The organism is Lysobacter niastensis, from assembly GCF_015453285.1.
GTDB classification, from domain to species: domain Bacteria; phylum Pseudomonadota; class Gammaproteobacteria; order Xanthomonadales; family Xanthomonadaceae; genus Lysobacter_J; species Lysobacter_J niastensis.
In genome coordinates this window covers 13,606-38,895 of the sequence record NZ_JADLZT010000012.1, presented here as the reverse complement: position 1 = coordinate 38,895, position 25,290 = coordinate 13,606, and the positions used below count along the sequence as shown (strand labels likewise).

Here is a 25,290-nt window from a genome sequence, read left to right as displayed (position 1 = left end):
GGGAACCGGGTGGTATCCTTCCCGGCCGATTCAGGCAGGCCGGTCCGCGAGCCTTCGCGAACCAACTGCCATAGCAACCTGGACCCTGCTTTTCGAATGCTGCGCCAGCGCACCCTCAAGAACGTGATCCGCGCCACCGGCGTGGGCCTGCACAGCGGTGAGAAGGTCTATCTCACGCTGCGTCCGGCCCCGGTCGATGCCGGCATCGTGTTCCGCCGTGTCGACCTCGACCCGGTGGTGGAGGTTCCTGCGCAGGCCGAGCTGGTCACCGAGACCACGCTGTGCACCGGTCTGAGCTGCGGCCCGGCGAAGATCCAGACCGTCGAGCACCTGCTGTCGGCACTGGCGGGCCTGGGGATCGACAACATCTATGTCGAGCTGTCGGCGCCCGAGGTGCCGATCATGGACGGCTCCTCCGGTCCGTTCGTGTTCCTGCTGCAGTCGGCCGGTATCGCCGAACAGGAAGCGCCGAAGCGTTTCATCCGCATCCGCAAGCCCGTTGAAGTGCGCGACGGCGACAAGATCGCCCGGTTCGAGCCGTTCGACGGCTTCCGCCTGGACTTCACCGTCCAGTTCGACCACCCGGCCATTCCGGCCGCGCAGTCGCGGGCGCAGGTCGAGTTCTCGACCGCCAACTACATCAAGGAAGTCAGCCGCGCGCGCACCTTCGGCTTCATGCGCGACCTGGAGTACATGCGCGAGCGCAACCTCGGCCTCGGCGGCTCGATGGACAACGCGATCGTGCTGGACGAGTTCCGCGTCCTCAACGACGACGGCCTGCGTTACGCGGACGAGTTCGTCCGCCACAAGATCCTCGATGCGATCGGCGACCTCTATCTCGCCGGCCACCCGATCGTCGGCACCTACGTCGGTTACAAGTCGGGCCACGCGCTCAACAACAAGCTCGTGCGTGCCCTGCTGGCCGAGCGCTCGGCGTGGGACGAGGTGACCTTTACAGACCCGGACGAAGTCCCGGTCGCCTACGGCGAACCCGCGGCCGTCTGAGCCAGCGGCGTGACTCCCTCCGCTCGTCGGGGAACCGTTTCCAGAATTCGTGCGCATGTCACAGACGTGAACGTCGAGTGACGGTTTAACGTTTTTCTAACGGTTTATTTCCGATTTTTTAGCCCTTGTTTAACAAATACAAGGGGTTACGCAAGTAGCATGCCTCCCGGCCCGGCTCTGCCTGGCTGCCGGACCTCGCGGTCCGCAGTCGTTCAGAAGTCAGGCGGCGTCCTCAGGGTCAGGCGACCCGGGGTCTTTCAAGGACGCCAAGGCCGCTTGCAGCGCCTGCTGTGCAGCGGCCGACATGGGTGTGGCTTTCCGGATCGGTTGTGCGGATGCAGCCAGGGGGGCGCTGGCCGTTTTGACGACCAGCTCGGTCGCATCCAGTCCGATGGAGCGGGCAACGTTGAGCAGTTCCGGGGCGGCGAGCCGTAACTTGGCGCGCCACACCGGTGTATCGACGACAAACACGAGCCTGCCGTTGTCGAAGTTGGCCAAGCGCGCATGCGCAGCCAGCGGGTGGGGCAGGTGGGGGTGCAGCCGTCGGTCCAGTTCGTCGAGCCAGAGCGCGCGACGGATGGGACCTCCCGAAGGCTCCGCAAGCAGCGCATCGAGTGCGGCTTGGGGCGTCGAGGGGCGAGGGCGGTTGGACCTGGGCTTGGAATCAGACATCGGACACATGACCTATTTCGCCATCGTAAACAAATCGCGCGCCCAGCTGGCGACGATGCTCCAGGGCGCCGGCCAGCAAGGCGGCCGCCGACCGGTTATCGCCATCGCGCTGCTGCTGTGTGCCGGCCTCGCCCTCGGCGCCGGAATCGGCATTGCCGACAATGCCCTGCTGCGCGCCAAGGTGCAGAGCCAGCAGACGCAGCTCGACCTGGCCCGCCGTGACGCGCAGCGCGAAGTCAACGCGCTGGCCGCGCGCCTCGGCGAGCTGCAGGCCGAGGCCAACCGCCTCAACGCCCTCGGCGAGCGCCTGACCCGCATCGGGCAGCTGCAGGACGGCGAATTCGATTTCAACAAGCCGGTCGGCGTCGGTGGCGCCGGCCCGGTGCGCGACATGTCCAAGGCCGAGCTCGACAGCGGCCTCGCCACGCTGGATGCGCAGTTCAAGGCCTCCGGCGACCAGTTGTCGGTGCTGGAAGCGCTGCTGTTCAACCGCCAGCTCGACATGAATGCGGTGCCGTCGCGCGAGCCGATCGCCAACAGCTACATCACCTCCGGCTTCGGTGGCCGCGCCGACCCCATCGTCGGCGGCAAGCAGTTCCACAAGGGCATCGACTTCGAGGCCGACGTCGGAGACCCGGTCCTGGCCGTGGCCGATGGCGTGGTCAGCTACTCCGGCGTGCGCTCGGGCTACGGCAACGTGATCGAGATCGATCACGGCAACGGCTACGTGACCCGCTATGCCCACAACTCGCGCCTGACCCGCAAGGTCGGCGAGCTGGTCCGTGCCGGCCAGGAAGTGGCCAAGGCCGGCTCCACCGGCCGTTCGACCGGTGCGCACGTGCACTTCGAGGTCTGGGAGCGCGGCCGGGTGGTGAATCCGCGCAACTTCCTGAGCCAGCAGTCGCCGCTGCAGCTGAAGATCAAGGGCTGATCCAGGCCGCGGCAGTATCCGGAAGGCGTAGGCCACAAGCCTGCGCCTTTTCTGTTTTTGGGCCCCGGATACTTTCCCGGCCAGCTCCGGCGGCACGCCAGGCGCTCGACCCGGTACCAACCAATGGCTTGTGAGCATCGGGCCTCGGTCCGGCCCTTCGGCCGTAGGCCTCCGGGCGCTCGTCGAGGCACAAGCCTGTCGGCTTGTATGCGCCTCTCCTCGATCCGGCCCTCCGGCGGCACGCCTCCGGGCGCTCAGGTACGTACAAGCCTGCGGCTTGTGAGCACGTACCTTCGGTCCGGCCCTCCGCCGTAGGCTCCGGGCGCTCGGCCCGGTACAAGCCAGTGGCTTGTGAGCACCGGGCCTCGCCCCCACGCTAGAATGGGCGTGGCCACAGACCAGGCTCGACACGATCGGGGCGCACGTCGCTCCGATCTCGTTTCTGGTTCCCAGTTTCCGGATTAACCGGGGAACTTGCCGGCGATCACGCGTTCCTAACGCGTTCCGCCCGGTTTCCCGTCTCGCTTCTCGGACCCGTACATGATCAACAGTTTGCTTACCCGCGTTTTCGGCAGCCGCAACGAGCGCCTGCTGCGCCAACTGCAACGTTCCGTCGGCAGGATCAACGCACTCGAAGCGGAGATGGAGAAGCTCTCCGACGCCGAGCTCCAGGCCAAGACCCCCGTGTTCCAGCAGCGCATCGCCGGTGGCGAGGCATTGGACAAGATCCTGCCGGAGGCGTTTGCGGTCTGCCGCGAAGCATCAAAGCGCGTGCTCGGCATGCGTCATTACGACGTGCAGCTGATCGGCGGCATGGTGCTGCACCTGGGCAAGATCGCCGAGATGCGCACCGGTGAAGGCAAGACCCTGGTGGCGACGCTGCCGGTGTACCTGAATGCCCTCGAAGGCAAGGGCGTGCACGTGGTCACCGTCAACGACTACCTGGCACGCCGCGACGCCGCGTGGATGGGCAAGCTCTACAGCTGGCTCGGCCTGAGCGTCGGCGTGGTCTATCCGGGCATGCCGCATAGCGACAAGCACGCCGCCTACGCCGCGGACATCACCTACGGCACCAACAACGAGTTCGGCTTCGACTACCTGCGCGACAACATGGCGCTGTCGAAGGACGACCGCTTCCAGCGTGGCCTGCATTACGCGATCGTCGACGAGGTCGACTCGATCCTGATCGACGAGGCACGCACGCCGTTGATCATCTCCGGCCCCGCCGACGAATCGCCTGACCTCTACATCAAGGTCAACCGCATCGTGCCGAAGCTGACCCGCCAGACCGTCGAGGACGGCGAAGGCGACTACTGGGTCGACGAGAAGAGCAAGCAGGTGCACCTGTCCGAAGCCGGTCAGGAGCATGCCGAGGAGCTGCTGCGCCAGGCCGGCATCCTGGAAGGCGAAGACGACAGCCTCTACGCCGGTTCCAATCTTGGCGTCGTCCACCACCTCAACGCCGCGATGCGCGCGCACGCGATCTACCAGCGCGACGTCGATTACATCGTGCGCGACGGCGAAGTCATCATCGTCGACGAGTTCACCGGCCGCACGCTGGCAGGTCGCCGCTGGTCCGACGGCCTGCACCAGGCGGTGGAAGCGAAGGAAGGCGTGCCGGTCCAGCGTGAGAACCAGACGCTGGCGAGCATCACCTTCCAGAACCTGTTCCGCATGTACAAGAAGCTGTCCGGCATGACCGGTACGGCGGATACCGAGGCTTACGAGTTCCAGAGCATCTACGGCCTGGAAGTGATCGTGATCCCGACCCATATGCCGGTGCAGCGCAAGGATCACTCCGATGCCGTGTTCCTCAACCGCGCCGGCAAGTACCGCGCGGTGTTGAACGAGATCAGGGACGCCAACGCGCGCCAGCAGCCGGTACTGGTCGGCACGACGTCGATCGAAGTGTCGGAAATGCTGAGCCAGCAGCTGAGCGACGCCGGCATCCACCACGAGGTGCTCAACGCCAAGCAGCACGAGCGCGAAGCGCACATCGTCGCGCAGGCCGGTCGCCCGGGCGCGATCACCATCGCCACCAACATGGCCGGCCGCGGTACCGACATCGTGCTCGGCGGCTCGCTCGAAGCCGAACTGGCCGCGCTCGAAGCGGAAGGCAATGAAATCGACGAGGTCACCAGGGCGCGCCTGAAGTCGGAATGGCAGCAGCGCCACGAGGCGGTCAAGACCGCCGGCGGCCTGCACATCGTCGGCACCGAGCGCCACGAAAGCCGCCGCATCGACAACCAGCTGCGCGGTCGCGCCGGCCGCCAGGGCGACCCGGGCTCCTCGCGCTTCTACCTGTCGCTCGAAGACAACCTGATGCGCATCTTCGCGGCCGACTGGGTGCAGCGCGTGATGGCGCGCATGGGCCTGAAGGAAGACGACATCATCGAAAGCCCGCTGGTGACGAAGCAGATCGCCAACGCGCAGCGCAAGGTCGAGGCCCATAACTTCGACATCCGAAAGAACCTGCTCGACTTCGATGACGTCAACAACGACCAGCGCAAGGTGATCTACGGCCAGCGCGACGAACTGCTCGAAGCCGAAAGCGTGCAGGAGAACGTCGAGGGCATCCGCGACGACGTCGTGGTCGACACCGTGGTCAAGTTCGTGCCGCCGAACTCGATCGACGAGCAGTGGGACCTGCCGGGCCTGGAAGCCGCGCTTGCCGAGGAATTCGGCGTGCAGATGGGCCTGGTGGCGATGGCGCAGCAGAGCGAGGAGCTCGACGCCGAGACCATCGAGGAGCGCGTGCAGGAAGCGATCCGCAACCACTTCGCGCAGCGCGAGGAACAGCTCGGCGGCGAAACCATGCGCATGCTCGAGAAGCACATCATGCTCAACGTGCTCGACCAGAACTGGAAGGAGCACCTGGCGCGCATGGACTACCTGCGCCAGGGCATCCACCTGCGCGGCTATGCGCAGAAGCAGCCGAAGCAGGAGTACAAGAAGGAAGCGTTCGAGCTGTTCTCCGACATGCTGGAGAAGGTCAAGCGCGAAGTGGTGACGCTGCTCGCGCGCGTGCGCATCCGCAGCGAGGAAGAGATCGCCCTGATGGAAGCGCAGGAACGCGCCGCGGCCGAGGCCCAGGCCCGCCAGATGCAGTTCCAGCATGCCGATGCCGGCGGCTTCGGTGCCGACGAGGAAGCGGCACAGGCCCAGGCCGCGCGCAGCGGCGAGCAGGATGCCTTCGCCAACGTCGGCCGCAACGATCCCTGCCCTTGCGGCAGCGGCAAGAAGTACAAGCACTGCCATGGGCAGCTGGCGTAAGCCAAGCCGCCGATTCGATCTCCTCTCCCGGATGCGGGAGAGGAGATGGGGTGAGGGCAGCCTTTGCTGAAGCAGCCTCCCCAACCCGACGTCTCGGCGCACAGGCGGACCGAGGCTTGCCGCCACGTCGAAGTCGTCGCCGGCGTCATCCGCGACACGCGAGGCCGCATCTTGCTGGCCCGTCGCACCGAAGGCCGCGACCTTGCCGGCCTTTGGGAGTTCCCGGGCGGCAAGCATGAGCCCGGCGAGTCCGCCGAGGCGGCGCTGATTCGCGAGCTGCACGAGGAACTCGGCATCGACATCGACGTCGGTGCGCCGTTGATTGCCGTGCCGCAGGCCTATCCCGACAAGCGCCTGCGCCTGGACGTGCGCGAAGTGAAGGCGTGGCGCGGCGCCGTGCGAGGCCGCGAAGGGCAGGCGCTGGCATGGGTGCCGCCGGCCCAGCTGGCGCGCTATGCGATGCCGCCCGCCGACCGTCCCGTCGTGGCCGCGCTGCAACAGCCTGATCGCTATCTGGTCACGCCGTCACCGGGCGAGGACGATGCCGCATGGCTGTCGGCGCTGGAGCGTGCGCTCGCGTCGGGCGTGCGCCGCGTGCAATTGCGCGCGCCGGGCTGCGAGGCGGCACGCTGGAAACGTCTGGTGGAGGCAGCCATCGCGGTCTGCCGCGACGCCGATGCGCAGGTCCTAGTCAACGACGACGTAGAGCTGGCCCAGCGCCATCAGATCGGTGTGCACCTGCGCGCCGCGCAGCTTCCCGGCCTCACCGCCAGGCCGTTGCCGGATGCGCTGCCGGTGGCAGCGTCCTGCCACGACGCGCAGGAGCTGAGGCTGGCACAGGCGTTGGGATGCGATTTCGCCGTGGTCGGGACCGTGCATCCGACCCCGAGTCATCCCGGTGGGCCCACACTGGGTTGGGACGGCTTTGCCGCGTTGCGCGAGTCGGTATCCATTCCGATCTATGCCATCGGCGGGCTTGGACCCGACGACCTCGCCGAGGCGCGGAGTCACGGTGCCCAAGGTATCGCCGCAATCCGCGGGTTGTGGCCGGGCGTTTGAAGGCCCTGCTGCCGTTCTATCCGGATCGAGCCGTCTTTTTCTCTTCCGCCAGACGGCGATAGCGCCGGTCCAGGGCGGCGATGTGGCCGGCCAGCGCGTCCAGCGGCCCGTCATTGACGATCACGTCGTCGGCGATGCCCAGCCTGGCGTCGCGCGTGGCCTGCGCGGCGATCATGCGGTTGGCCAGTTCCGCATCGATGTCATCGCGCCGCATCAGCCGCGCCCGCTGCACGTCGATGTGCACGTCCACCACCAGCACCCGGTCGAGCCACGGGTAGGCTTCGCGCCCGCCCTCGGTCAGCAATGGAATGGCGGCCATGGCATAGGCGCCGGCTGCGGTTGCGCACTGCGCCTGCATCGATGCGCGGACGCGGGGATGGATGATCGCCTCGAGCCGACGCCGGGCCGGCTCGTCGTGGAATACGCGCGCCCGCATGGCGACGCGATCGAGGGCGCCGCTACCGTCCAGCACGCCCGAGCCAAACACCTCGACGACCTCGGTCAGCCCGGGCGACCCCACGGCCACGGCTTCACGCGCGGCGACATCGGCATCGGCGATGAACACGCCCAGCTGCTCGAAACGGCGCGTGACCTCGCTCTTGCCCGAGGCCACGCCACCGGTCACGCCGACGATGAAGTTACTCATTCTGGACTGGAGGGCGCGGCCGTTGATCGCGCTAGCGTAGCGAAGTGCGGTGCGAAACGCGTCAGCGAAGCCCAGCGACGCGCATGTAGGCGCCGATCAGGTCCTGTCCCCAGAAGAAGACGATCCATCCCGCGATGGCCAGGTAGGGGCCGAACGGGATCGGCGTCGCCTTGTCGCGGCCCTTCGCCGCCAGCCAGATCGAGCCGATGATCGCGCCGACCAGCGACGACAGCAGGACGGTCGGCAACACGCCTTTCAGGCCGACCCAGGCGCCGATGGCCGCGAGCAGCTTGAAGTCGCCATGGCCCATGCCTTCCTTGCCGGTGAGCTGCTTGAACAGCCACCACACGATCCAGAGGCTGAGGTAGCCGGCGACCGCACCCAGCAGGGCGGGCTTGACCGGGAAGTACAGGTTGTCCGATGCCGCGATCAAGCCCAGCCACATCAGCGGCAGAGTCAATTGATCCGGCAGCAGTTGCGTCCGCAGGTCGATGCCGGACAGCGCGATCAGGAAGGTGGTGAACACCATCGCCCCGAACCCCTGCCAGCCGAAGCCGAAGCGCCACACGCAGGCCAGCATCAGCACCATGGTCAGCAGTTCGACCAGCGGGTACTGCAGCGAGATCTTCGTGCCGCAATTGCGGCAGCGCCCGCGCAGGGCGAGGTAACTGAAGACCGGGATGTTCTCGTACCAGCTGAGCTGGTGCTTGCAGTGCGGGCAATGCGAGCGCTCGACCACGATGCCGGGCGGAGGCGGGTCGTAGGTTTCAGGCTCGCCGAGGATCTCGCGGCTGTCGCGCTGCCACTGCCATTCCAGGCGCTTGGGCAGGCGCAGGATCACCACGTTGAGGAAACTGCCGAGCAGCAGGCCGAAACCGGCCGCGAGCGGATAGCCGAGGCCGGGGTTCTGGTCGAGGAATGCCATTCAGTAAACGATGTCCCGGATCAGATCGCGGCGGCGAGCTTGAAGATAGGCAAGTACATGCCGACCACCATGCCGCCGACGACCACGCCGAGGAAGATCATGATCAGCGGCTCCAGCAGGCTGGCCAGCGCGTCGACCGCGTTGTTGACCTCCTGCTCGTAGAACTCGGCGACCTTGAACAGCATCGCATCGAGCGCGCCGGCCTCTTCGCCAATCGCGACCATCTGGATCACCATGTGCGGGAACAGGTTGACCTGCTTCATCGCCATGTTGACCTGGTAGCCGACAGAAACGTCGTCCTTGATGCGGTTCACGGCCTGTTCGTAGACCACGTTGCCGGTCGCGCCAGCAACGGTGTCGAGCGCCTCCACTAGCGGGACGCCGGCCTTGAAGGTGACCGCGAGCGTGCGCGAGAAGCGGGCGATGGCCGCGTTGTGCAGGACCTGGCCCACGACCGGCAGTTTGAGCATCATCCTGTCGAGGAAGTGCGCGAACTTCGGAGAGCGGTTCTTCGCCATGATGAAGGCAACGCCGGCGGCGATGGCCATCAACAGCATGGCCCACCAATAGCTGATCATGAAATCGCTGGCCGCGATGATCATCTTGGTGAAGGCAGGCAGGTCGGCGCCAAAGCTCTGGAATACCTGCTGGAACTGAGGCACTACGAAGATAAGCAGAATGGCGCTGACCAGGATTGCCACGGCCACGACGGTCGCCGGGTAGAACAGCGCCTTCTTGATCTTGCCCTTCAGGCTCTCGATGTTTTCCTTGTAGGTCGCTACCGTGTCCAGCACGGTTTCGAGCACACCGGCGGACTCGCCGGCCTTGACCAGATTGCAGTACAACTCATCGAACTGCACCGGGTGCTTGCTCAGCGCTTCATTCATCGACGAGCCGCTCTCGATGTCGGAACGGATCGAGTTGATCAGTTCCTTCATCCGCGGATTCTTCTGACCGCCGGCCATGATTTCCAGGGACGTGACGATCGGCACGCCCGACTTCATCATCGTGGCGACCTGGCGGCTGAAGACGGCGATGTCGCGAGGCGTAACGCGCTTGCCTGCGCTGCCGAACAGCGGTTTCGGCTTGACCTTCACCACCTGTGGGGTGATGCCCTGGCGGCGCAGGTCTGCGCGCACCAGGTTGGCGTTCTTGGCGGGCTGTTCGCCCTTCATCTTGACGCCGCGCTTGTCGGTGCCCTCCCATACGAAGGTCGGCATCGCGTCGGGGCGCCGAGCGGGGGCGGCCGGCTTGGTGGCGGTGCGGGCAGCGGTGCGTGTGGCGGTACGGGTCGCGGACATGGTTTAGTCCTTGGTGACGCGGTTGATTTCGGCGAGGCTGGTGACGCCGTTCTTGACCTTGAGCAAGGCCGACTGGCGCAGGTCGCGCACGCCGGCTCGCTGGGCAGCCTCGGCGATGTGCATGGCGCTTCCGCCGGCCAGGACGATCGACTGGATCTCGTCGTTCATCGGCATGACCTGGTAGATGCCGGTGCGGCCCTTATAGCCCTCGGTGCAATCCGGGCAGCCGACGGCGTCGTAGATCTTGAGGCCGCCGGCGATTTCCTCGTGGGTGAAGCCCTCGGCCAGCAGCGCATGCTCTGGCAGGGTGACTTCGCGCTTGCAGTCGTGGAGGCGGCGCGCCAGGCGCTGGGCGATGACCAGCGTCACCGACGAAGTGATGTTGAACGGCGCCACGCCCATGTTCATCAGGCGGGCGATGGTCTGCGGGGCATCGTTGGTGTGCAGCGTGGACAGCACCATGTGGCCGGTCTGGGCGGCCTTGACGCCGATTTCCGCTGTTTCCAGGTCGCGGATTTCGCCGACCATGATCACGTCCGGATCCTGGCGCAGGAAGCTGCGCAGCGCGGCGGCGAAGGTCATGCCGCGCTTGATGTTCATCTGCACCTGGTTGATGCCCGGTACGCGGATTTCGACCGGGTCCTCGACGGTGGAGATGTTGCGATGTTCGTCGTTGAGGATGTTGAGTGCGGTGTACAGCGACACCGTCTTGCCCGAACCGGTGGGGCCCGTGACCAGCACCATGCCGTAGGGCTTGAGTACCGCATTGACGAACAGCTGCTTCTGGTCGTCCTCGTAACCGAGCTTGTCGACGCCGAGCTTGGCGGCGCTGCCGTCGAGGATACGCAGCACCACCTTCTCGCCGAACAGGGTCGGCAGCGTGCTCACGCGGAAGTCGATCTGCTTGGTCTTGCTCAGGTTGAGCTTGATGCGGCCGTCCTGCGGGACGCGCTTTTCGGCGATATCCAACTGCGCCATCACCTTCAGGCGGGCGGCGATGCGCGCCTGAAGCTTCACCGGCACCTTGGCGACCTGCTTGAGCAGGCCGTCGATGCGCAAGCGAACCCGGTAATCGGTTTCGTAGGGTTCGAAGTGGATGTCCGAGGCGCCACGGCGGATGGCGTCCACCAGCACCTTGTTGACGAACTTCACGACGGGGGTGTCGTCGCCCTTGGCGTCGATGCCCGAGTCGCCGAGCTCCTCGTCACCGCCCGCGCTGACATCGAGGTTATCCAGCCCCTCGCCATCGCCCATGCTGTCGTTCAGGGCATCGGCGGTGGCCAGCCACTGGTCGATGGTGCGGCGGATGCGGTCCTCGTCGACCAGCACGGCCTCAACGACCATGTTTGTCTGGAACTTGATCTCGTCCAGCGCCTGCGTATTGGTCGGATCGGCAACACCGACGAACAGCCGGTTGCCGCGCCTGAACAGCGGCAGCGCATCGTGCTTGCGGACCAGCTCTTCGCTGACCAGCTTGATCGCGGACTGGGACGGGTCGAGGGCGCCCACGTCGAAGACCGGCACGCCGAACTCGATGGAGTTGGCAGCCGCCAGTTGGGCCGAGGTGACCAGGCGCTTCTCGGCGAGGAAGACCGACATCGGCCGGCGCTCCGCCGACGCCGAGGCCATGGCCTCGCGGGCGGCCTGCTCTTCCAGAACCCCGTCCAGCACCAGGCGACGGGCGATGCCGGTGATTCCCACCAGATTGGCCGTGGCGACGCTGCTCACTTGATGCCCCTTGATGCTTCCCCTGGGGGACTTTACCCCATTCTGCGACCGCGGCGCATTGCGCCACGTCCTGCTTTTTCGCAATCTAGGCCCGCCGTTGGGTAGGGGAACTAGATGCGCATCACAGTAGTGCTTCCAGCTAAAAACGAGGAAGCGGGTTTGGAGCGGACGTTGCCGAAGCTGAAGGCGGAGTTGCCCGAGGCCGAGGTCATCGTCGTGGACGACGGTTCCACCGACGGGACAGCCCGGATCGCGGCCGATCACGGGGTCCGGGTGCTTTCTTCGCCTTATTCCATGGGCAATGGGGCGGCCATCAAGCGCGGTGCCCGGGCGGCCAGCGGCCAGGTCATCGTATTCATGGATGCCGACGGCCAGCACGACCCGGCCCTGATCCACGGCCTCCTCGCCAAGTTGGACGAGGGGTTCGACATGGTGGTCGGTGCCCGCGACTCGTCAGGCCAGGCCAATGTCGGCCGGGGTGCGGCCAATGCCTTCTACAACCGGCTGGCGACCTGGATGACCGGGCATCGCATCGACGACCTGACGTCCGGCTTCCGCGCCGTACGCGCCGGGAAATTTCGCGAGTTCCTGCACCTGCTGCCGAACGGATTCTCCTATCCCACCACCAGCACGATGGCGTTCTTCCGCAGCGCCTACCCGGTCGCCTACGTGCCGGTGCCGGTGACCAAGCGCATCGGCACCAACAGCCATATTCGCCCGCTTCGCGACGGTATCCGTTTTTTGCTCATCATCTTTAAGATTGCGACCCTCTATTCGCCGCTCAAATTGTTTGCGCCCACTGCTGTCCTGTTCAGCTTGGTCGGGCTGGCGCACTACGCATATACGTTCCTCACCATGGGCCGCTTCACGAACATGAGCGTCCTCCTGCTCAGCGCATCGGTGATCATCTTCCTGATCGGCCTGGTGTCCGAGCAGATCACCGCACTCACCTACCTACGGATTCACAACGAATGATCCAATGCCTATTCCAAAGCGTAGGGTGGCGGGCTTGAAGCGTGCGCTCATCACCGGCGTGACAGGGCAGGACGGCGCGTACCTCGCCGAACTCTTGCTCGAGAAGGGCTACGAAGTCCACGGCATCAAGCGCCGCGCCTCGTCGTTCAACACTAAGCGCATCGACCACCTGTACCGGGATCCGCACGAAGCGGGCGTCCGTTTCTTCCTGCACCACGGCGACGTGACCGATTCGTCGAGCCTGATCCGCATCATGCAGCAGACACAGCCCGACGAGGTTTACAACCTCGCGGCGCAGAGCCACGTCGCGGTGTCCTTCGAACAGCCTGAATACACCGCCGACACCAATGCACTCGGTACGCTGCGCCTGCTCGAAGCGATCCGCATCCTCGGCATGGAGGACCGCACGCGCTTCTACCAGGCATCGACGTCCGAGATGTACGGCATGGTGCAGGAAGTGCCGCAGCGCGAGACCACTCCGTTCTATCCGCGTTCGCCGTACGCGGCCGCCAAGCTCTACGCGTACTGGATCACGGTGAACTATCGCGAAGCCCGCGGCATGCACGCGAGCAACGGCATCCTGTTCAACCACGAGTCGCCGGTGCGTGGTGAAAACTTCGTCACTCGCAAGATTACCCGCGGCCTGGCGCGCATCAAGCTGGGCCTGCAGAACTGCCTGTACCTCGGCAACCTCGACGCGAAGCGCGACTGGGGTCACGCGCGCGATTACGTCGTCGCGCAGTGGCTGATCCTGCAACAGGACAACCCGGGCGATTACGTCATCGCATCGGGCCATCAGTACAGCGTGCGCGAATTTGTCAGTGCGGTCGCTCGCGAGATGGGCATCGAGCTCACGTGGCGCGGCAGCGGCTTGCAAGAGCAGGGCATGGACGGCGAAGGGCGCGTCATCGTCGCGGTCGATCCGCGTTACTTCCGGCCGGCAGAAGTTGACACGCTGCTCGGCGATGCGACCAAAGCCAAGCGCGAACTTGGCTGGGAGCCAAAGATCGCCTTCGCAGAGCTCGTGCGCGAGATGACGGAGGCCGACCTGCGCGCCGCGCAGCGCGATGCCCTCATCACGCAGCACGGCTATCGCGCCGACGACTTCAACGAGTAGCGCGCGTGCGTCTTGCCTGGAACATGGTGGCGGGGATGGCCAACTCGGTCGTCCTGGTGCTGGTCAGCCTGGTTGCACTGCCTTTCTACCTGCGCTTCCTGGGCATGGAGGCGTACGGCCTCATCGGCTTTTACGCAACACTGCAGGCGGTGCTGCAGGTGCTCGACCTCGGCCTTGCGCCGACCGTCAGCCGCGAAATCGCGCACGGAGCGGAAACCGGGCAGCGGCGTCGCTCGGCCTCGATGCTGCGCACGCTCGGCGTGGTGTACATCGGCGTCGCACTGCTCATCGCCGCGATCGTCGCGCTCGCCGCACCGTGGATCGGTGCGCATTGGCTGCAGGCAAAGGCGCTGCCGGACGCCACCGTTGCGCAGGCTGTCGCGTTGATGGGCGTGAACCTAGCGTGCCGCTGGCCCATCAGTCTCTACCACGGTGCGCTGGTCGGCGCGCACCGGCTCGCGCGTTCAGCGGCGACGAGCATGGCGATCAACATCCTCGCCGCGATCACCACGATCGCTGTGCTCGCGTGGGGTGAATGCAGCATCCAGGCGTTCTTCGTCGTGCAGGCGGCGTTCGGGCTGCTGCAGGCGATCGTGCTGCGGGTGCTGGCCCGGCGCGCGGTGGGGGAGCGTGATGCGCCGTACGATTTTGCCGATCTGAAGCGGGTTTGGCATTTTTCCGCGTGGATGTCGGGGGTCGCGATCACTTCGCTCGTGTTTACCCAGCTCGACAAAGCGCTGCTCTCGCGCCTCATCGACCTCAGCGCCTTCGGTCACTACATGCTCGCCGCGCTGCTCGTCAGCGGCCTGTCGGTGCTGACCGGCCCCTCGTTCAACGTGATCTATCCGAAGTTCACGACGCTGCACGCGCGCGGCGACGACGTGGCCCTGGCCAAGTTCTACTCCGACACGAGCCGCATGTACGCCGCGGCGATCTTCTCGCTTGCGCTGGCGCTCTCCCTGCACGTCGAAGCGCTGGTGACGCTGTGGACCGGGCGCGCGGATGTGGCGCTGCACGTCGCGCCGATCGTCGGGTTGCTCGCGATCGGATCCGCGTTGAACGGCGTGATGTATTTTCCGTATGCGCTGCAGCTGGCGAAGGGGCGGCCGCGCATCCCCTTGGGCATCAACCTTGGGCTGCTGGTGCTCGCTTTGCCGGTGATAGTGTGGCTGGCGACGCATTACGGTGCGATCGGCGGTGCGCTGTCGTGGGCCCTGCTCGGCGTCGCATACCTGTTCGTCGGCACCATCGTCACCGGGCACAAGGTGGCGGGATTCGCGGGCATCGCGTGGCTCGCGCGCGACATCGCAGTGCCCTTGCTGATCGCGCTCATGCCAGCACTCGCCGGCGCGTGGGTGTCGCGTGCGTTCAGCCTGTCGCCGTGGACGGAGACCGCGATCGCAATCCTGGCGGCCTGCGTTGGCATCGCCGTCGGTGCGCTCTACAGCCCCTTCGCGCGCCAGCAGGTGCTGGCATTTGTCGGAGGGCGTACGCGGCTATGTCCGAACTGATCGATCCTGCGCTCGCGGCTGACGGTGTGCGTCGCCGGCGCCTCAGCTTTCATCTGCCCGCGCGGCCGCCGACGGGCTGGCGTCGTATCGCGTATCTGATGGCCGGACTGGTTTTGTTCCCGTTCTATTGGGGCGCCGGTGCGTTGCTGGGCGTGCCGGGCATGCGATTCCGCTTCGCGTGCCTTGCTGCGGGCGTACGCCTGCTGTTCGCAGGGCATGCGGCCGACGCCTATCATTGCGTTGTGTCGCCGCTCGACTCGGTGCGGCACTTCGAGATGGACTTCTTTTGGAGGCGCCTGCGCACGCTGCGCCCGGCGCGCGTGCTCGACGTGTCGTCACCGCGCTTGCTGACGCTGCTGATGTTGCGTGCAGACATGCGCGCGCATGCGGATCTGGTCAACCCCGACAGCAATGACCTCGCCCGCACGCGTTCAATGGCGCAAGGCCTGGGTGTCGACAGCCGCTGCCGCTTCTTCGACGTTCTCATCGACACGCTCCCCGCCGATGCGCGCGACTATCCGCTGGTCACGTGCATGTCAGTGCTCGAGCACATCGTGGACGACCTCGGCGCGGTGCGCACGATGTGGGACCGCGTCGCGCCCGGAGGCCGCCTGCTGCTGTCGGTGCCGTGTGCCGCCGAGGCGATGGAGGAGTTCACGAACATCGACGAATACGGTTTGCTGGAGTCGGACGAGGCCGGTTTCGTGTTCTGGCAGCGCTACTACGATGAGGCGCGCCTGCAGGCGATCTTCGCCATCACCGGTGCCCCTTCGGCCCGCGCGCTCTACGCCGAGCGCGTGCCGGGCGCCTACGACGCAGACGTGCTGGCCAAGCGCACAGACCCTTTCTACCCCCGCTGGCGCGAGCCCTTGGCCACAGCCCGGGCTTACGCCCGTCGGGATAATTCCGCTACCCTGTCTGGAATGGGCGTCGTGGCCCTTGAATTCGCCAAGCCCGCGATCGAGCGATGACGGTACACATGCGCAACACGATCCCGTGGGCCGAGCCCACTTTGTGGGGCCGCGAGGAGGAGTACGCGGTCGACGCCCTGCGCTCGACGTGGATCTCCGGTGGCCCCTATGTCGACCGGCTCGAGGCCGACTTCGCACGCTACGCCGATGCGCGCAACGTGCTCGCAGTGGCGAACGGCACGGCCGCGCTGCACCTTGCCTATCTGGGCGCAGGTATAGGCGCGGGCGATGAAGTCATCGTGCCCGGCTTCGCGTTCATGGCTGCTGCCAATATGGCGCGCATGGTCGGTGCCACGCCCGTGTTCGCCGACATCGATCCCGATACGTGGTGCATCACCGCCGAGACGGTCGCGCCGCTGATCACGTCCCGCACGCGCGCGATCGTGCCAGTGCACACCTACGGTAATGTTTGCGCGCTCGAGCCGCTGCTCGCCCTCGGCGACGAAAGCGGCGTGCTGGTAATCGAGGATGCGGCAGAGTCGATCGGATCGAAGTATCGCGGTCGCATGTCCGGCACGATCGCGCCGATGGGTACGTACAGCTTCCACGCCACCAAGACCATCACGACGGGCGAGGGCGGTGCGGTGACCACCGGCGACGACGCGCTCGCCGACCGCATGCGCCTGTACCGCAGTCACGGCATGGCGCGCACACGCTACATGCATGAGGTCGCGGGCCATAATTTCCGCCTCACCAACCTGCAGGCGGCAATCGGTTGCGCGCAACTCGAGCAGATCGATCGCATCGTCGCCAAGCGCGGCGGAGTGTGGGCCGCATACACCACGCGCCTGCAGGCGATGCCGGGGCTGTCGATGCAGAAGATCGAAATGGACGTCGACCCGGTGATGTGGGCTGTTGGCGTGCGCCTGGATCCCGCGCACTATCCGCAGGGCCGCGACGCGGTGATGGGTCAGATGGACGCGCTCGGTATCGAAACCCGACCCGGCTTTTATCCAGCAAGTGCGATGCCCCATCTCTATGGCCCTCAGTCGCACCTGCCGGTGAGCGATGCGCTGGCCGCGTCGATGCTCGTGCTGCCGTCGAGTCCGAGCCTTGACGATGCGCGCATCCACCGCATCTGCGACGCGCTCGCCTCGCTCGCGGGGTGACATGGACATGCCCGCAGCAATCGAATGCGTGTTGCTTAGGCCAGGTCGCGAAGCCGCGCTTGCGCGCTTCTTCACAGATCTCGCGGCCGCAGGCGACGACGCGTACTTCCACCCGCATGCGGGCGATGTCGCGACGTTGCGTGTCATCGCCGAGCAAGCTGGCTTGGACCTGTACGTCGTGTTCGTAGAAGGTGAGGCGGTGCGCGCCTACGGCTTGTTGCGCGGCTGGAACGAGGGTTACGCGATCCCCAGTCTCGGCATCGCTGTGCATCCGGATGCGCGTGCCTGCGGCCTCGGTAGTCTGATGATGGAGTACCTGGAAACGATGGCGCGCCACCGCGGAGCTCCCGCGATACGCCTGCGTGTGCACCAGGACAACGCGCGGGCGATCGCGATGTACAAGCGCCGCGGCTACGCGCTCACGCCCGAAAATGACGGTGCTCGCCTGCTGGTCGGAGTGAAGCCGTTAGGAGATGTAGCGTGAGCGTCGAACTCAGCATTTGCATCCCCACGCTCAATCGCGCCGCGTTTATCGTTGAGACGCTCGACAGCATAGTCTCGCAGCTTACGCCAGGCGTGGAGATCGTCATCGTCGACGGAGGGTCGACTGACGGCAGCGACCAGGTAGTCGCGCCTTACGTTGAGCGTTTTCCGAATCAGATCCGCTACGTGCGTAAGGGCGAGGGAACGAAGGCGTCGAACGCCGGCTTCGATCGCGACTGCAACCACGCGGTCGAACTCGCTGCTGGCACACACTGTTGGCTGATGACCGACGACGACGTGCTCAACCCGGGAGCCGTGTCGCGCGTGCTCGCCGCCGTACGCGAGGGGCATGACTTGGCGATCGTCAGCTGCGAGGTGCGCGACCTGCATCTGCGCGAACAGCTTGTGCGCGCGCGCCCAGGCTTCGCGAAGGATCGCTTGTACGCCGCCGCAGAGTGGGACGATTTCTTCCGCGACGTCATCGTCCACCTGACCTTCGTCGGTGCGGTCGTCGTGCGCCGTTCGCTGTGGCTGGAACGCAACCCTGGGGATTACTTCGGCAGCGGGTTCGTGCACGTCGGAGTGCTGTTCCGCAGGCCGATCGCTGGCACCGCAGTCGTGCTGGCCGAGCCGTTGATCGTGATTCGCAATGGCAACGGTCAGTGGAACGCGCGCGCCTTCGATATCTTCATGCTGCGCTGGCCGCAACTGTTGTGGTCGTTCGAAGGCGTGTCGGACGAAGCCAAGCGCGCCGTGACTCCACGCGAACCGTGGCGCCTGCTTCGCGTGCTGTTACTGCAGCGTGCGTTCGGTCGCTATTCGATGCGCGAATACGATGCGCTGCACGAGCGCTTTGGCTCTGCGTGGAAGCGAGCGGCCGCGCACTCGATCGCGCGCCTGCCGCTGGGGCTGCTGTACTGGCCCGCACGCCTGTACGGTCACTTCAAGCATGCCGACCCGCGTTACTTCATCGACACCCTCGATGAGGCAATGCGCTTCTCCGCGGCGCGCCGGCGCACGACTTCCTAGACGAGATTCCATGGCCCGACATTCGTACACGCCCATCGACCGCTGCCGCATCTGCAGCAATCCGCACCTCGTGCAGGTCCTCGACCTCGGCGATCAGATGCTGACGGGCGTCTTCCCGCGCACGCGGGATGCGCAGGTGACTACCGGTCCGCTGCGCCTGGTGAAGTGCGTGGGCGATGAGGCGTGCGGGCTGCTGCAGCTCGCACATTCCTACGACCTCGGGGAGATGTACGGCGACAATTACGGCTATCGCTCCGGGCTCAACGCGAGCATGGTGCGCCACCTCCACGCTAAAGTCGCGCGAGTGCTCGGCCTGTTGGCGCTGCGCGAAGGGGACCTCGTCGTCGACGTCGGCGCGAATGATGGCACGACGCTCGGCGCCTATCCGGATGGTATCGGCGCGGACCTGCTCGGCATCGATCCCACGGGCGCCAAGTTTCGCCAGTACTACAAGCCGCACGTCGATCTTTGCGCCGATTTCTTCACCGCCGATACGCTGCGCACGGTGCGTCCTGGCAAGCGCGTGCGCGTGTTGACCTCGTTCTCGATGTTCTACGACCTCGAGTCGCCGATGGCCTTCATGCAGGACGTCCATGACGTGCTGGCCGACGACGGCGTGTGGGTGTTCGAGCAGAGTTACATGCCAGCGATGCTGGATGCGCTGTCCTACGACACCGTGTGCCATGAGCACCTGGAGTACTACGCGCTTAAGCAGGTAAAGTGGATGGCAGACCGTGCCGGCTTCACCATCGTCGATGTCGAGTTCAACGACGTGAACGGCGGAAGCTTCTCGGTGACGGCGGCCAAGTCGTCGTCGGGCATGCAGGAGAGCCCTGAGGTCGCGCGCATCCTCAAGGACGAAGCGGCGCGCGGGCTCGAGACGCTTGCGCCGTTCGAAGACTTCGCGCGTAGCACCGCCGAATCGCGCGACGGCCTGCGAGCCTTCATTCAGCAGGCGAAAGCCCAAGGCAAGACCATCGCCGCGCTCGGTGCGTCGACCAAGGGCAACGTGCTGCTGCAGTACTGCGGCATCACGCAGGACGACATCATTGAGGTCGGCGAGGTGAATCCCGACAAGTTCGGCGCAATGACGCCAGGCACGTTCCTTCCGATCTGCGCCGAAGCCGACGTGCTTGCCCACGGGCATGAGTACCACCTCGTGCTGCCGTGGCATTTCCGCCGCCACTTCCTCGCCAATCCCGCTTACGCGGGGCGTGCGCTGGTGTTCCCGTTGCCCACGCTGCAGGTTGTGTACGCCGGGGGCGTGCCCGCTTGACACTGCACGCTTCCATGTCCGGCGACGCGCCTCGCGCTCGCGCGATCGCGTTCTACCTTCCGCAGTTCCATCCGATTCCGGAGAACGACGCCTGGTGGGGCAAGGGCTTCACGGAATGGACCAATGTTGTCTCCGGCAAGCCGCGCTTCGAAGGACACGGCCAGCCGCACCTGCCTGCGGATTTGGGCTTCTACGACCTGCGCGTGCCGGAAACGCGGCAACAACAAGCGGATCTCGCGCGTGCCGCCGGGATCGAGGCATTCTGCTATTACCACTACTGGTTCGAGGGCAAGCGTCTGTTGAACCGGCCGCTGGATGAAGTGCTCGCCTCTGGAGAGCCCGACTTCCCGTTCTGCCTGTGCTGGGCGAACCAGACCTGGTCGCGCGCCTGGAGCGGCCGCGAGCACGACGTGCTGATCAGCCAGGGCTACGACGAGGATGATCACGCTAGGCACATCGCGTGGTTGTGCGAGGTGTTCGCCGATCCGCGTTACCTGACAGTCGATGGCCAGCCGCTGTTCCTTGTGTACCTGCCCGAAGACATTCCCGACGTGTCACGCATGCTCGACACATGGCGACGCCACTGCGCCGCAACGCTGGGCGTCGCGCCCTGGTTCTGCGGCGTGCGCACGGGATTCTCGAAGCTGGACAGCGCGGGCCTGCGCGCGCTCGGCTTCGACGGCGTCGTCGAGTTCGAGCCTAACCGCAAGCATTTTCCCGCGACGAAGAACGCCACGGGACACGCCATCTCGCTGCTGCAGCGCCTGCTGCCGACGACGTGGTACGACGCGCTGCGCAACAGCCGCTGGCTCGGCGAACGCAACCTCAACACCATCGTCGACTACGCCGCCTACGTCGATCGTTCGCTCGCGCGGCCCCCGCTGGACGACGCCACGTACCCGGTTGTGTTCCCTAGCTGGGACAACACGGTGCGGCGAACGTCGGCGACCATCATTGAGAACCACGACGCCGGACAGTACAAGCGCTGGCTCGACGATGCGGTTGCGCGCGTCGCGCCGCGCGGACCGGACCAACGGCTGGTCTTCATTAACGCGTGGAACGAATGGGCCGAGGGCTGCCACCTCGAACCCGACCAGGTGCACGGCCACGCCTTCCTAGATGCCAATGCCGACGCGCTCGCTCTGCGCGAGGTGACGCCGTGACGACCGCGGGCGTCGACGTGTATGCGCACGCGAACCCGGTGTTCGTGCGTGCCGTGCGCGCGCATCCGGGACGCGCCGAAGTGCTGGATGTCGGATGCTGGAACGGCACGCTCGGCCGCATGCTGGTGCAGGAAAGCCAGGCGATCGTCGACGGCATCGAGCGCGATGCGGTGCAGGCCGAACACGCGCGCGCCGCGGGCTATCGGCGCGTGGACGTTGCGGACCTTGACCGCGGCGTGCCGCCGGCCGACGGGCGCAGCTACGACTTCCTCCTGTTCGGCGACGTGCTCGAACACCTCGTGCATCCCGAGCGCGTGCTCGGCGACCTCGTTCCACGACTGAAGCCCGGTGGCCGCGCGCTCCTCTCGCTGCCCAACATCGCGTTCGCCGCGAACCGGCTCACGCACCTGCTGGGTCGCTGGGACTACAAGGACTACGGCATCCTCGACCGCACGCACCTGCGCTTCTTCACGAAGGACGCGATGGTCGCGCTGGCCGAAGGCGCGGGCCTGCGCGTCGTGCGCATCGACGGTTATGTCGGCCTGCACAGGTACCCTGCGCTGATACGCGAACCGCTGCGCTGGCTGGGACGCACCTGGCCGAGCCTGTTCGCGATCCAGATCGTGCTCGAAGCCGTCCCCTTGCAAGGGAACGCAACCGGATGAGCGTCGTAGAGGAACAGGTCGCCGCACCCGCGATCTCGGCCACGGTCCCGGCCGATCGCCTCATCCCCGGAATCCACGGACTGCGAGGCTTGGCGGCGATGGCCGTCGTGCTGTTCCACTTCACGCAACTGACCTCGATCGTGTTGCCCGACGCCTTGCGCTTCGTGGCCTCGGACTTCGCGAAGGGTGTCTACCTGTTCTTCGTGCTGAGCGCGTTCGCGCTGCTGCATTCGACCGAACGCCACCTTGGTCGTCCGCAATGGGGCGCCACGTTCTTCACCAAGCGTTTCTGGCGCATCGCGCCGCTGTTCTACCTGATCCTCTTCCTCATCGTCGGCTTCCAACTCGCGGGCGGGAACGCGGTCGATCCGTGGCGCGTGGTGTTGAACCTGGCGTTCTCCACGGCGTTCTCGCCGCAGGACGGCTTGGTGCCGGCCGGTTGGACCGTGGGGGTGGAAATGCTGTTCTACGCGATGTTCCCGGTCCTGCTGCTCACCGTGCGCTCGATGCGCGCGGCCATCGTGTTGTCGATCATGGCGACCGTCGCGACCTGCGCGGGCCGTATCCTCTTGTTCCGCGAGCATGGCGACTGGGCGAACTTCATGCTACCCAGCAATCTATGTTTCTTCGCGTACGGGATTCTGGCATACCGCGTCGCGTTGTCCGATTCGCAGGGAAGCCGATCAATCCGGCGCGTTGCGCCCGTAGTCTCGCTGCTCGCGATCGCCGCGCTGCTCGCTTTGCCGGAAGACCACGCGTTGCGGCGCGGCGCGGGGCTGGTGACGATCCTATGGGGGCTCGCCTTCGCGGTGCTGTGCGTCTGGCGCGGCGTCGCGACCTCGCGCCGCGGCAATCCTGCGATGCATTACCTCGGCGAACGCAGCTACAGTATCTACCTGCTGCATCCTCTGGTGATCTGGCTGATGCGCCCGCGCCTCCAGGGCATGTACGAGTTGTTGGTTGGCAGCATCGGCGCATTCGGGGCGTGGATGGCCTGCGCGGCGGTACTGCTGGCGGTGCTGCTGGTGCTGTGCGAGGCGTCCTACCGATTGGTGGAGCTGCCGGGCATCCAACTGGGCGGCTGGTTCAATCGCCGCCGGCAGCTCAGGTGACCGTCGGCACGCCGTAGCGCCGCAACATCGCCAGCTTGCGCAACTGCCAGCGCACCGCGGAGAACCACTTCCTTGTCGACACCGTGCGGGATTCCTGCGCTTCGCGCCTGCGCACGCGCAGCACCGCGCATTCGCGGAAGGGCGTGGCGAGTGCGGGCAGGTAGACCTCGCGCAACAGGGTCGCGTCGCGACGCAACAGTGACAGCGCGATCCCTTCGCACGCGAGCGCGGCGAGGTGCGCGGCGAGCAACGGCCACATGCTGACGCCCGGCGCGAGCACCATCAACGCACGCGTCTTGTTCCGTTCGCTCAGGCGGCGGCGACGGATCGACGTGCGCAGGCCGCCGTCGGCGCGATTGCCTCCGAAGGTCGCGCCCTGGCGGTGGCGGTAGTGGCTCTCGCGCAAGGCGCGCACGGGCATGCCGCGCAGGCGCGCGAGGTTGCACAGGTACAGATCCTCGCCGATCGATTCCATCCACTCCGGGAACCCACCGAGCGCATGCCAGGCCTCGCGCGGACACCACAGGCATGCGCCGATGACGTAGGCGACGTCGTCGCGCGTGGGATCGACGTTCGGGATCGGATTGAAGAATGGATCGAGCAGGCAGCCGCGATCCACCAATGCATTCGTCTCCCAATCGAGCTGCGGCAAGGTGAGGATCGCGGGCCTGCCCGTCAGTTCCGCCATTTCGAGCAGGCGGCCGATCGCATCAGGCGCTAGTGCCGCGTCGTTGTTCAGCAATAGCACGTAGTCGCCGCGTGCGCGCGCGACAATGCGATTGTTGCCGACGCAGAAGCCGACGTTCTCGGTCGAGGCCAGTACGTGTACCTGCGGGTAGCGCGCCTGCAGCAGTGCGAGCGAGCCGTCGTGCGAGGCGTCGTCGTGCACGAGGATCTCTATCGCCGCGTGCGTCTGCTGCGCGAGCACCGAATCCAGGCACGTCGGTAGCAGTGCCTCGCCGTCGTAGTTGGCGATGCAGACCGAGACGCGCGGGCGCGCCAGTGGGTTCAGGCCTGGATGGAAAATCACTGCCATGTGCGGTGTAGGCCTTCGTCGTCCAGGGCCATGGGCGACCAGCCGAAGGTCACTCGCCCCGCGGTGGTGTCGGCGGTGATGCTGCGGATATCGAAGCCGCTCGCACCGAGGAGAAAAAACGTATCGCTCATCGGTGCGCTTGATCCTGCAGGTGGCGATAGAGCGACACGTAACGCTCGGCGCAATCGTCCCAGGTGCCTATGTCGGCCTGTATGCGCGCGCGGCCGCGCTGGCCCAGTGCACGATTGACGGTGGGATCGGCGAGCGCGTGAAGCGCGGCCTGCACCGCTTCGGGCGAATCGCACAGCACGCCACCGTCACCGCCGGTGAGCAGGTCGTCGTGCGCCGGGAGGCGCGAGGCGATGATCGGCAACCCTGACGCGAGCGCTTCCAGCATGACCTGCGGTCGGCCTTCGGCATGCTGGCTGAGCGTGATCAGACCATGCGCTTGCGGGAACCACGACTCGCTCAGGACCTCGGGAGGGGCCGGCCCGTGCCAGTGCGCCCAAGATGGAAGCGCGATCTGTTCCTGCATCGGGCCGAACAGATGCAGTTCCGCGCGCCCGTTCGCGAATACCGGCTCGGTCCAGTCGAACAGCGGGCCGATCTTGTTCGCGGTCAGACGGGAGACGCACAACCACTTCGGCGTCGCGTTCGTTTCGAAGCGGCGCTCCAGCGCATACCAGCGCGGGTCGATGCCGAAGGGCACGAAGCGCACAGTGGCCAGGTCACCGAAAGCCGCGTCGAGTTCGGATAGCATCCAGTCGGCGTTTGGGCAGATTGCAACAGGACGGCCGCGGAACGCATGGCGTAACAGCATGCGCATGCCCGGCAAGCGCAGCATCTGCATGTCCGTGCCAAGGACAGTGACCAGCGCGGGGCGCGGATTGCGTGGAAGCGCCAGAGCGTTCTGCAGCCAGTTCACATGGTAGATGCCCGCGCTGCTGCGATGAAACGCGCGATGTTGACGCCAAAGCAATGAAGCTGCCGAAGCGAGTCCTTGTGCGCGTTGGTGGCGCAGCTGATGCGCGATGCCGCCGCGCTCCATCAGGGATTTGGTCCATGCGTCATCGCCAGCGCTTGTAGCGCGCTGTACAGGAGGCGGAAGCGGTCCGGGCGGCCCCCAGAATGACAGGTTGACATCGTCGCGCCGTGCCAGTGACTGGACCATGCTCCTGATGAACAGGCCCTTCCAATCCTGTTCGGACGCGGGATACGAGGTCGCGGTCAATAACAGGTCCATTTTCGATTATTCACGTGTGACGGACTGAGGGCCTGGTCGGAAACTGCGATCGTTCTCGCG

At 65.9% G+C, this 25,290-nt stretch carries 23 protein-coding genes; 15 read left to right on the top strand and 8 right to left on the bottom strand.

All coding sequences use genetic code 11. The features are described from left to right. Nucleotides 1-96 precede the first annotated feature (96 nt). On the top strand, nucleotides 97-1,005 hold the full coding sequence (lpxC, locus tag IU514_RS17790) for a UDP-3-O-acyl-N-acetylglucosamine deacetylase (protein WP_194932490.1): 909 nt from the start codon (nucleotides 97-99) through the stop codon (nucleotides 1,003-1,005). A gap of 219 nt (nucleotides 1,006-1,224) precedes the next feature. On the opposite strand, the gene IU514_RS17785 is transcribed toward lpxC, so the two are convergent. Beyond that, complete coding sequence (locus IU514_RS17785) at nucleotides 1,225-1,677, bottom strand: DciA family protein (RefSeq protein ID WP_194932489.1); 453 nt, start codon at nucleotides 1,675-1,677, stop codon at nucleotides 1,225-1,227. Between the two features lie 7 nt (nucleotides 1,678-1,684). On the opposite strand from IU514_RS17785, the gene IU514_RS17780 reads away from it, so the two are divergent. From IU514_RS17780 to IU514_RS17770, 3 genes are all read left to right on the top strand, one after another. Continuing rightward, a complete protein-coding gene (locus tag IU514_RS17780) occupies nucleotides 1,685-2,608 on the top strand; it encodes a M23 family metallopeptidase (RefSeq protein ID WP_194932584.1) in 924 nt (307 codons plus the stop codon). 540 nt (nucleotides 2,609-3,148) lie between these two features. Next, the gene (secA, locus tag IU514_RS17775) at nucleotides 3,149-5,881 is read left to right on the top strand and encodes a preprotein translocase subunit SecA (protein WP_194932488.1); all 2,733 of its coding nucleotides are present in this window, start codon (nucleotides 3,149-3,151) and stop codon (nucleotides 5,879-5,881) included. A 66-nt stretch (nucleotides 5,882-5,947) separates the two neighbouring features. After that, complete coding sequence (locus tag IU514_RS17770) at nucleotides 5,948-6,940, top strand: Nudix family hydrolase (protein ID WP_194932583.1); 993 nt, start codon at nucleotides 5,948-5,950, stop codon at nucleotides 6,938-6,940. A 16-nt stretch (nucleotides 6,941-6,956) separates the two neighbouring features. On the opposite strand, the gene coaE is transcribed toward IU514_RS17770, so the two are convergent. From coaE to pilB, 4 genes are all read right to left on the bottom strand, one after another. Further along, entirely contained in the window at nucleotides 6,957-7,586 is a 630-nt protein-coding gene (coaE, locus tag IU514_RS17765) for a dephospho-CoA kinase (protein WP_194932487.1), read from the bottom strand. 61 nt (nucleotides 7,587-7,647) lie between these two features. Continuing rightward, complete coding sequence (locus IU514_RS17760; RefSeq protein ID WP_194932486.1) at nucleotides 7,648-8,511, bottom strand: prepilin peptidase; 864 nt, start codon at nucleotides 8,509-8,511, stop codon at nucleotides 7,648-7,650. Nucleotides 8,512-8,531: 20 nt separating this feature from the next. After that, nucleotides 8,532-9,812 carry a type II secretion system F family protein gene (locus IU514_RS17755; protein WP_386760693.1) on the bottom strand — a complete coding sequence of 427 codons (1,281 nt, stop codon included), beginning with the start codon at nucleotides 9,810-9,812 and terminating at the stop codon, nucleotides 8,532-8,534. Nucleotides 9,813-9,815: 3 nt separating this feature from the next. Continuing rightward, on the bottom strand, nucleotides 9,816-11,540 hold the full coding sequence (gene pilB / locus IU514_RS17750; RefSeq protein ID WP_194932485.1) for a type IV-A pilus assembly ATPase PilB: 1,725 nt from the start codon (nucleotides 11,538-11,540) through the stop codon (nucleotides 9,816-9,818). A gap of 114 nt (nucleotides 11,541-11,654) precedes the next feature. Between pilB and IU514_RS17745 the strand changes: the two genes are divergently transcribed. Genes IU514_RS17745 through IU514_RS17695 form a run of 11 tightly spaced genes read left to right on the top strand, consistent with a single transcriptional unit; the run spans nucleotide 11,655 to nucleotide 22,951 of the window. Beyond that, complete coding sequence (locus IU514_RS17745) at nucleotides 11,655-12,515, top strand: glycosyltransferase family 2 protein (RefSeq protein WP_194932484.1); 861 nt, start codon at nucleotides 11,655-11,657, stop codon at nucleotides 12,513-12,515. Nucleotides 12,516-12,549: 34 nt separating this feature from the next. Beyond that, nucleotides 12,550-13,632, top strand: coding sequence for a GDP-mannose 4,6-dehydratase (gene gmd, locus IU514_RS17740; RefSeq protein ID WP_228760844.1), 1,083 nt, complete (start codon nucleotides 12,550-12,552; stop codon nucleotides 13,630-13,632). A gap of 5 nt (nucleotides 13,633-13,637) precedes the next feature. Further along, complete coding sequence (locus IU514_RS17735; RefSeq protein ID WP_194932482.1) at nucleotides 13,638-15,143, top strand: lipopolysaccharide biosynthesis protein; 1,506 nt, start codon at nucleotides 13,638-13,640, stop codon at nucleotides 15,141-15,143. Then, nucleotides 15,131-16,114, top strand: a complete 984-nt coding sequence (locus IU514_RS17730) for a class I SAM-dependent methyltransferase (protein ID WP_194932481.1) — start codon at nucleotides 15,131-15,133, stop codon at nucleotides 16,112-16,114. The genes IU514_RS17735 and IU514_RS17730 overlap by 13 nt, the downstream gene beginning before the upstream one ends. A gap of 8 nt (nucleotides 16,115-16,122) precedes the next feature. Then, the gene (locus tag IU514_RS17725) at nucleotides 16,123-17,223 is read left to right on the top strand and encodes a DegT/DnrJ/EryC1/StrS family aminotransferase (RefSeq protein ID WP_194932480.1); all 1,101 of its coding nucleotides are present in this window, start codon (nucleotides 16,123-16,125) and stop codon (nucleotides 17,221-17,223) included. A 7-nt stretch (nucleotides 17,224-17,230) separates the two neighbouring features. Continuing rightward, nucleotides 17,231-17,707 carry a GNAT family N-acetyltransferase gene (locus tag IU514_RS17720; RefSeq protein ID WP_194932479.1) on the top strand — a complete coding sequence of 159 codons (477 nt, stop codon included), beginning with the start codon at nucleotides 17,231-17,233 and terminating at the stop codon, nucleotides 17,705-17,707. Beyond that, nucleotides 17,704-18,735: a glycosyltransferase family 2 protein gene (locus IU514_RS17715; protein WP_194932478.1), complete on the top strand. Its 1,032-nt coding sequence runs from the start codon at nucleotides 17,704-17,706 to the stop codon at nucleotides 18,733-18,735. Before IU514_RS17720 ends, IU514_RS17715 begins: the two co-directional genes overlap by 4 nt. A gap of 10 nt (nucleotides 18,736-18,745) precedes the next feature. Further along, nucleotides 18,746-20,011: a class I SAM-dependent methyltransferase gene (locus tag IU514_RS17710; protein ID WP_194932477.1), complete on the top strand. Its 1,266-nt coding sequence runs from the start codon at nucleotides 18,746-18,748 to the stop codon at nucleotides 20,009-20,011. Nucleotides 20,012-20,025: 14 nt separating this feature from the next. Next, nucleotides 20,026-21,174, top strand: coding sequence for a glycoside hydrolase family 99-like domain-containing protein (locus IU514_RS17705; RefSeq protein ID WP_194932476.1), 1,149 nt, complete (start codon nucleotides 20,026-20,028; stop codon nucleotides 21,172-21,174). Beyond that, complete coding sequence (locus tag IU514_RS17700; protein ID WP_194932475.1) at nucleotides 21,171-21,839, top strand: class I SAM-dependent methyltransferase; 669 nt, start codon at nucleotides 21,171-21,173, stop codon at nucleotides 21,837-21,839. The genes IU514_RS17705 and IU514_RS17700 overlap by 4 nt, the downstream gene beginning before the upstream one ends. Continuing rightward, the gene (locus IU514_RS17695) at nucleotides 21,836-22,951 is read left to right on the top strand and encodes an acyltransferase family protein (protein WP_194932474.1); all 1,116 of its coding nucleotides are present in this window, start codon (nucleotides 21,836-21,838) and stop codon (nucleotides 22,949-22,951) included. Before IU514_RS17700 ends, IU514_RS17695 begins: the two co-directional genes overlap by 4 nt. Here the strand turns inward: IU514_RS17695 and IU514_RS17690 are convergent. From IU514_RS17690 to IU514_RS17680, 3 genes are read right to left on the bottom strand one after another with little or no spacing between them, the layout of a single operon-like run. Continuing rightward, nucleotides 22,944-23,987 carry a glycosyltransferase family 2 protein gene (locus IU514_RS17690; protein ID WP_194932473.1) on the bottom strand — a complete coding sequence of 348 codons (1,044 nt, stop codon included), beginning with the start codon at nucleotides 23,985-23,987 and terminating at the stop codon, nucleotides 22,944-22,946. The two genes, IU514_RS17695 and IU514_RS17690, sit on opposite strands and share 8 nt — an antisense overlap. Beyond that, nucleotides 23,978-24,118, bottom strand: coding sequence for a hypothetical protein (locus IU514_RS17685; protein ID WP_194932472.1), 141 nt, complete (start codon nucleotides 24,116-24,118; stop codon nucleotides 23,978-23,980). The genes IU514_RS17690 and IU514_RS17685 overlap by 10 nt, the downstream gene beginning before the upstream one ends. Further along, a complete protein-coding gene (locus IU514_RS17680) occupies nucleotides 24,115-25,218 on the bottom strand; it encodes a glycosyltransferase family 4 protein (RefSeq protein WP_228760842.1) in 1,104 nt (367 codons plus the stop codon). The genes IU514_RS17685 and IU514_RS17680 overlap by 4 nt, the downstream gene beginning before the upstream one ends. Nucleotides 25,219-25,290 lie beyond the last annotated feature (72 nt).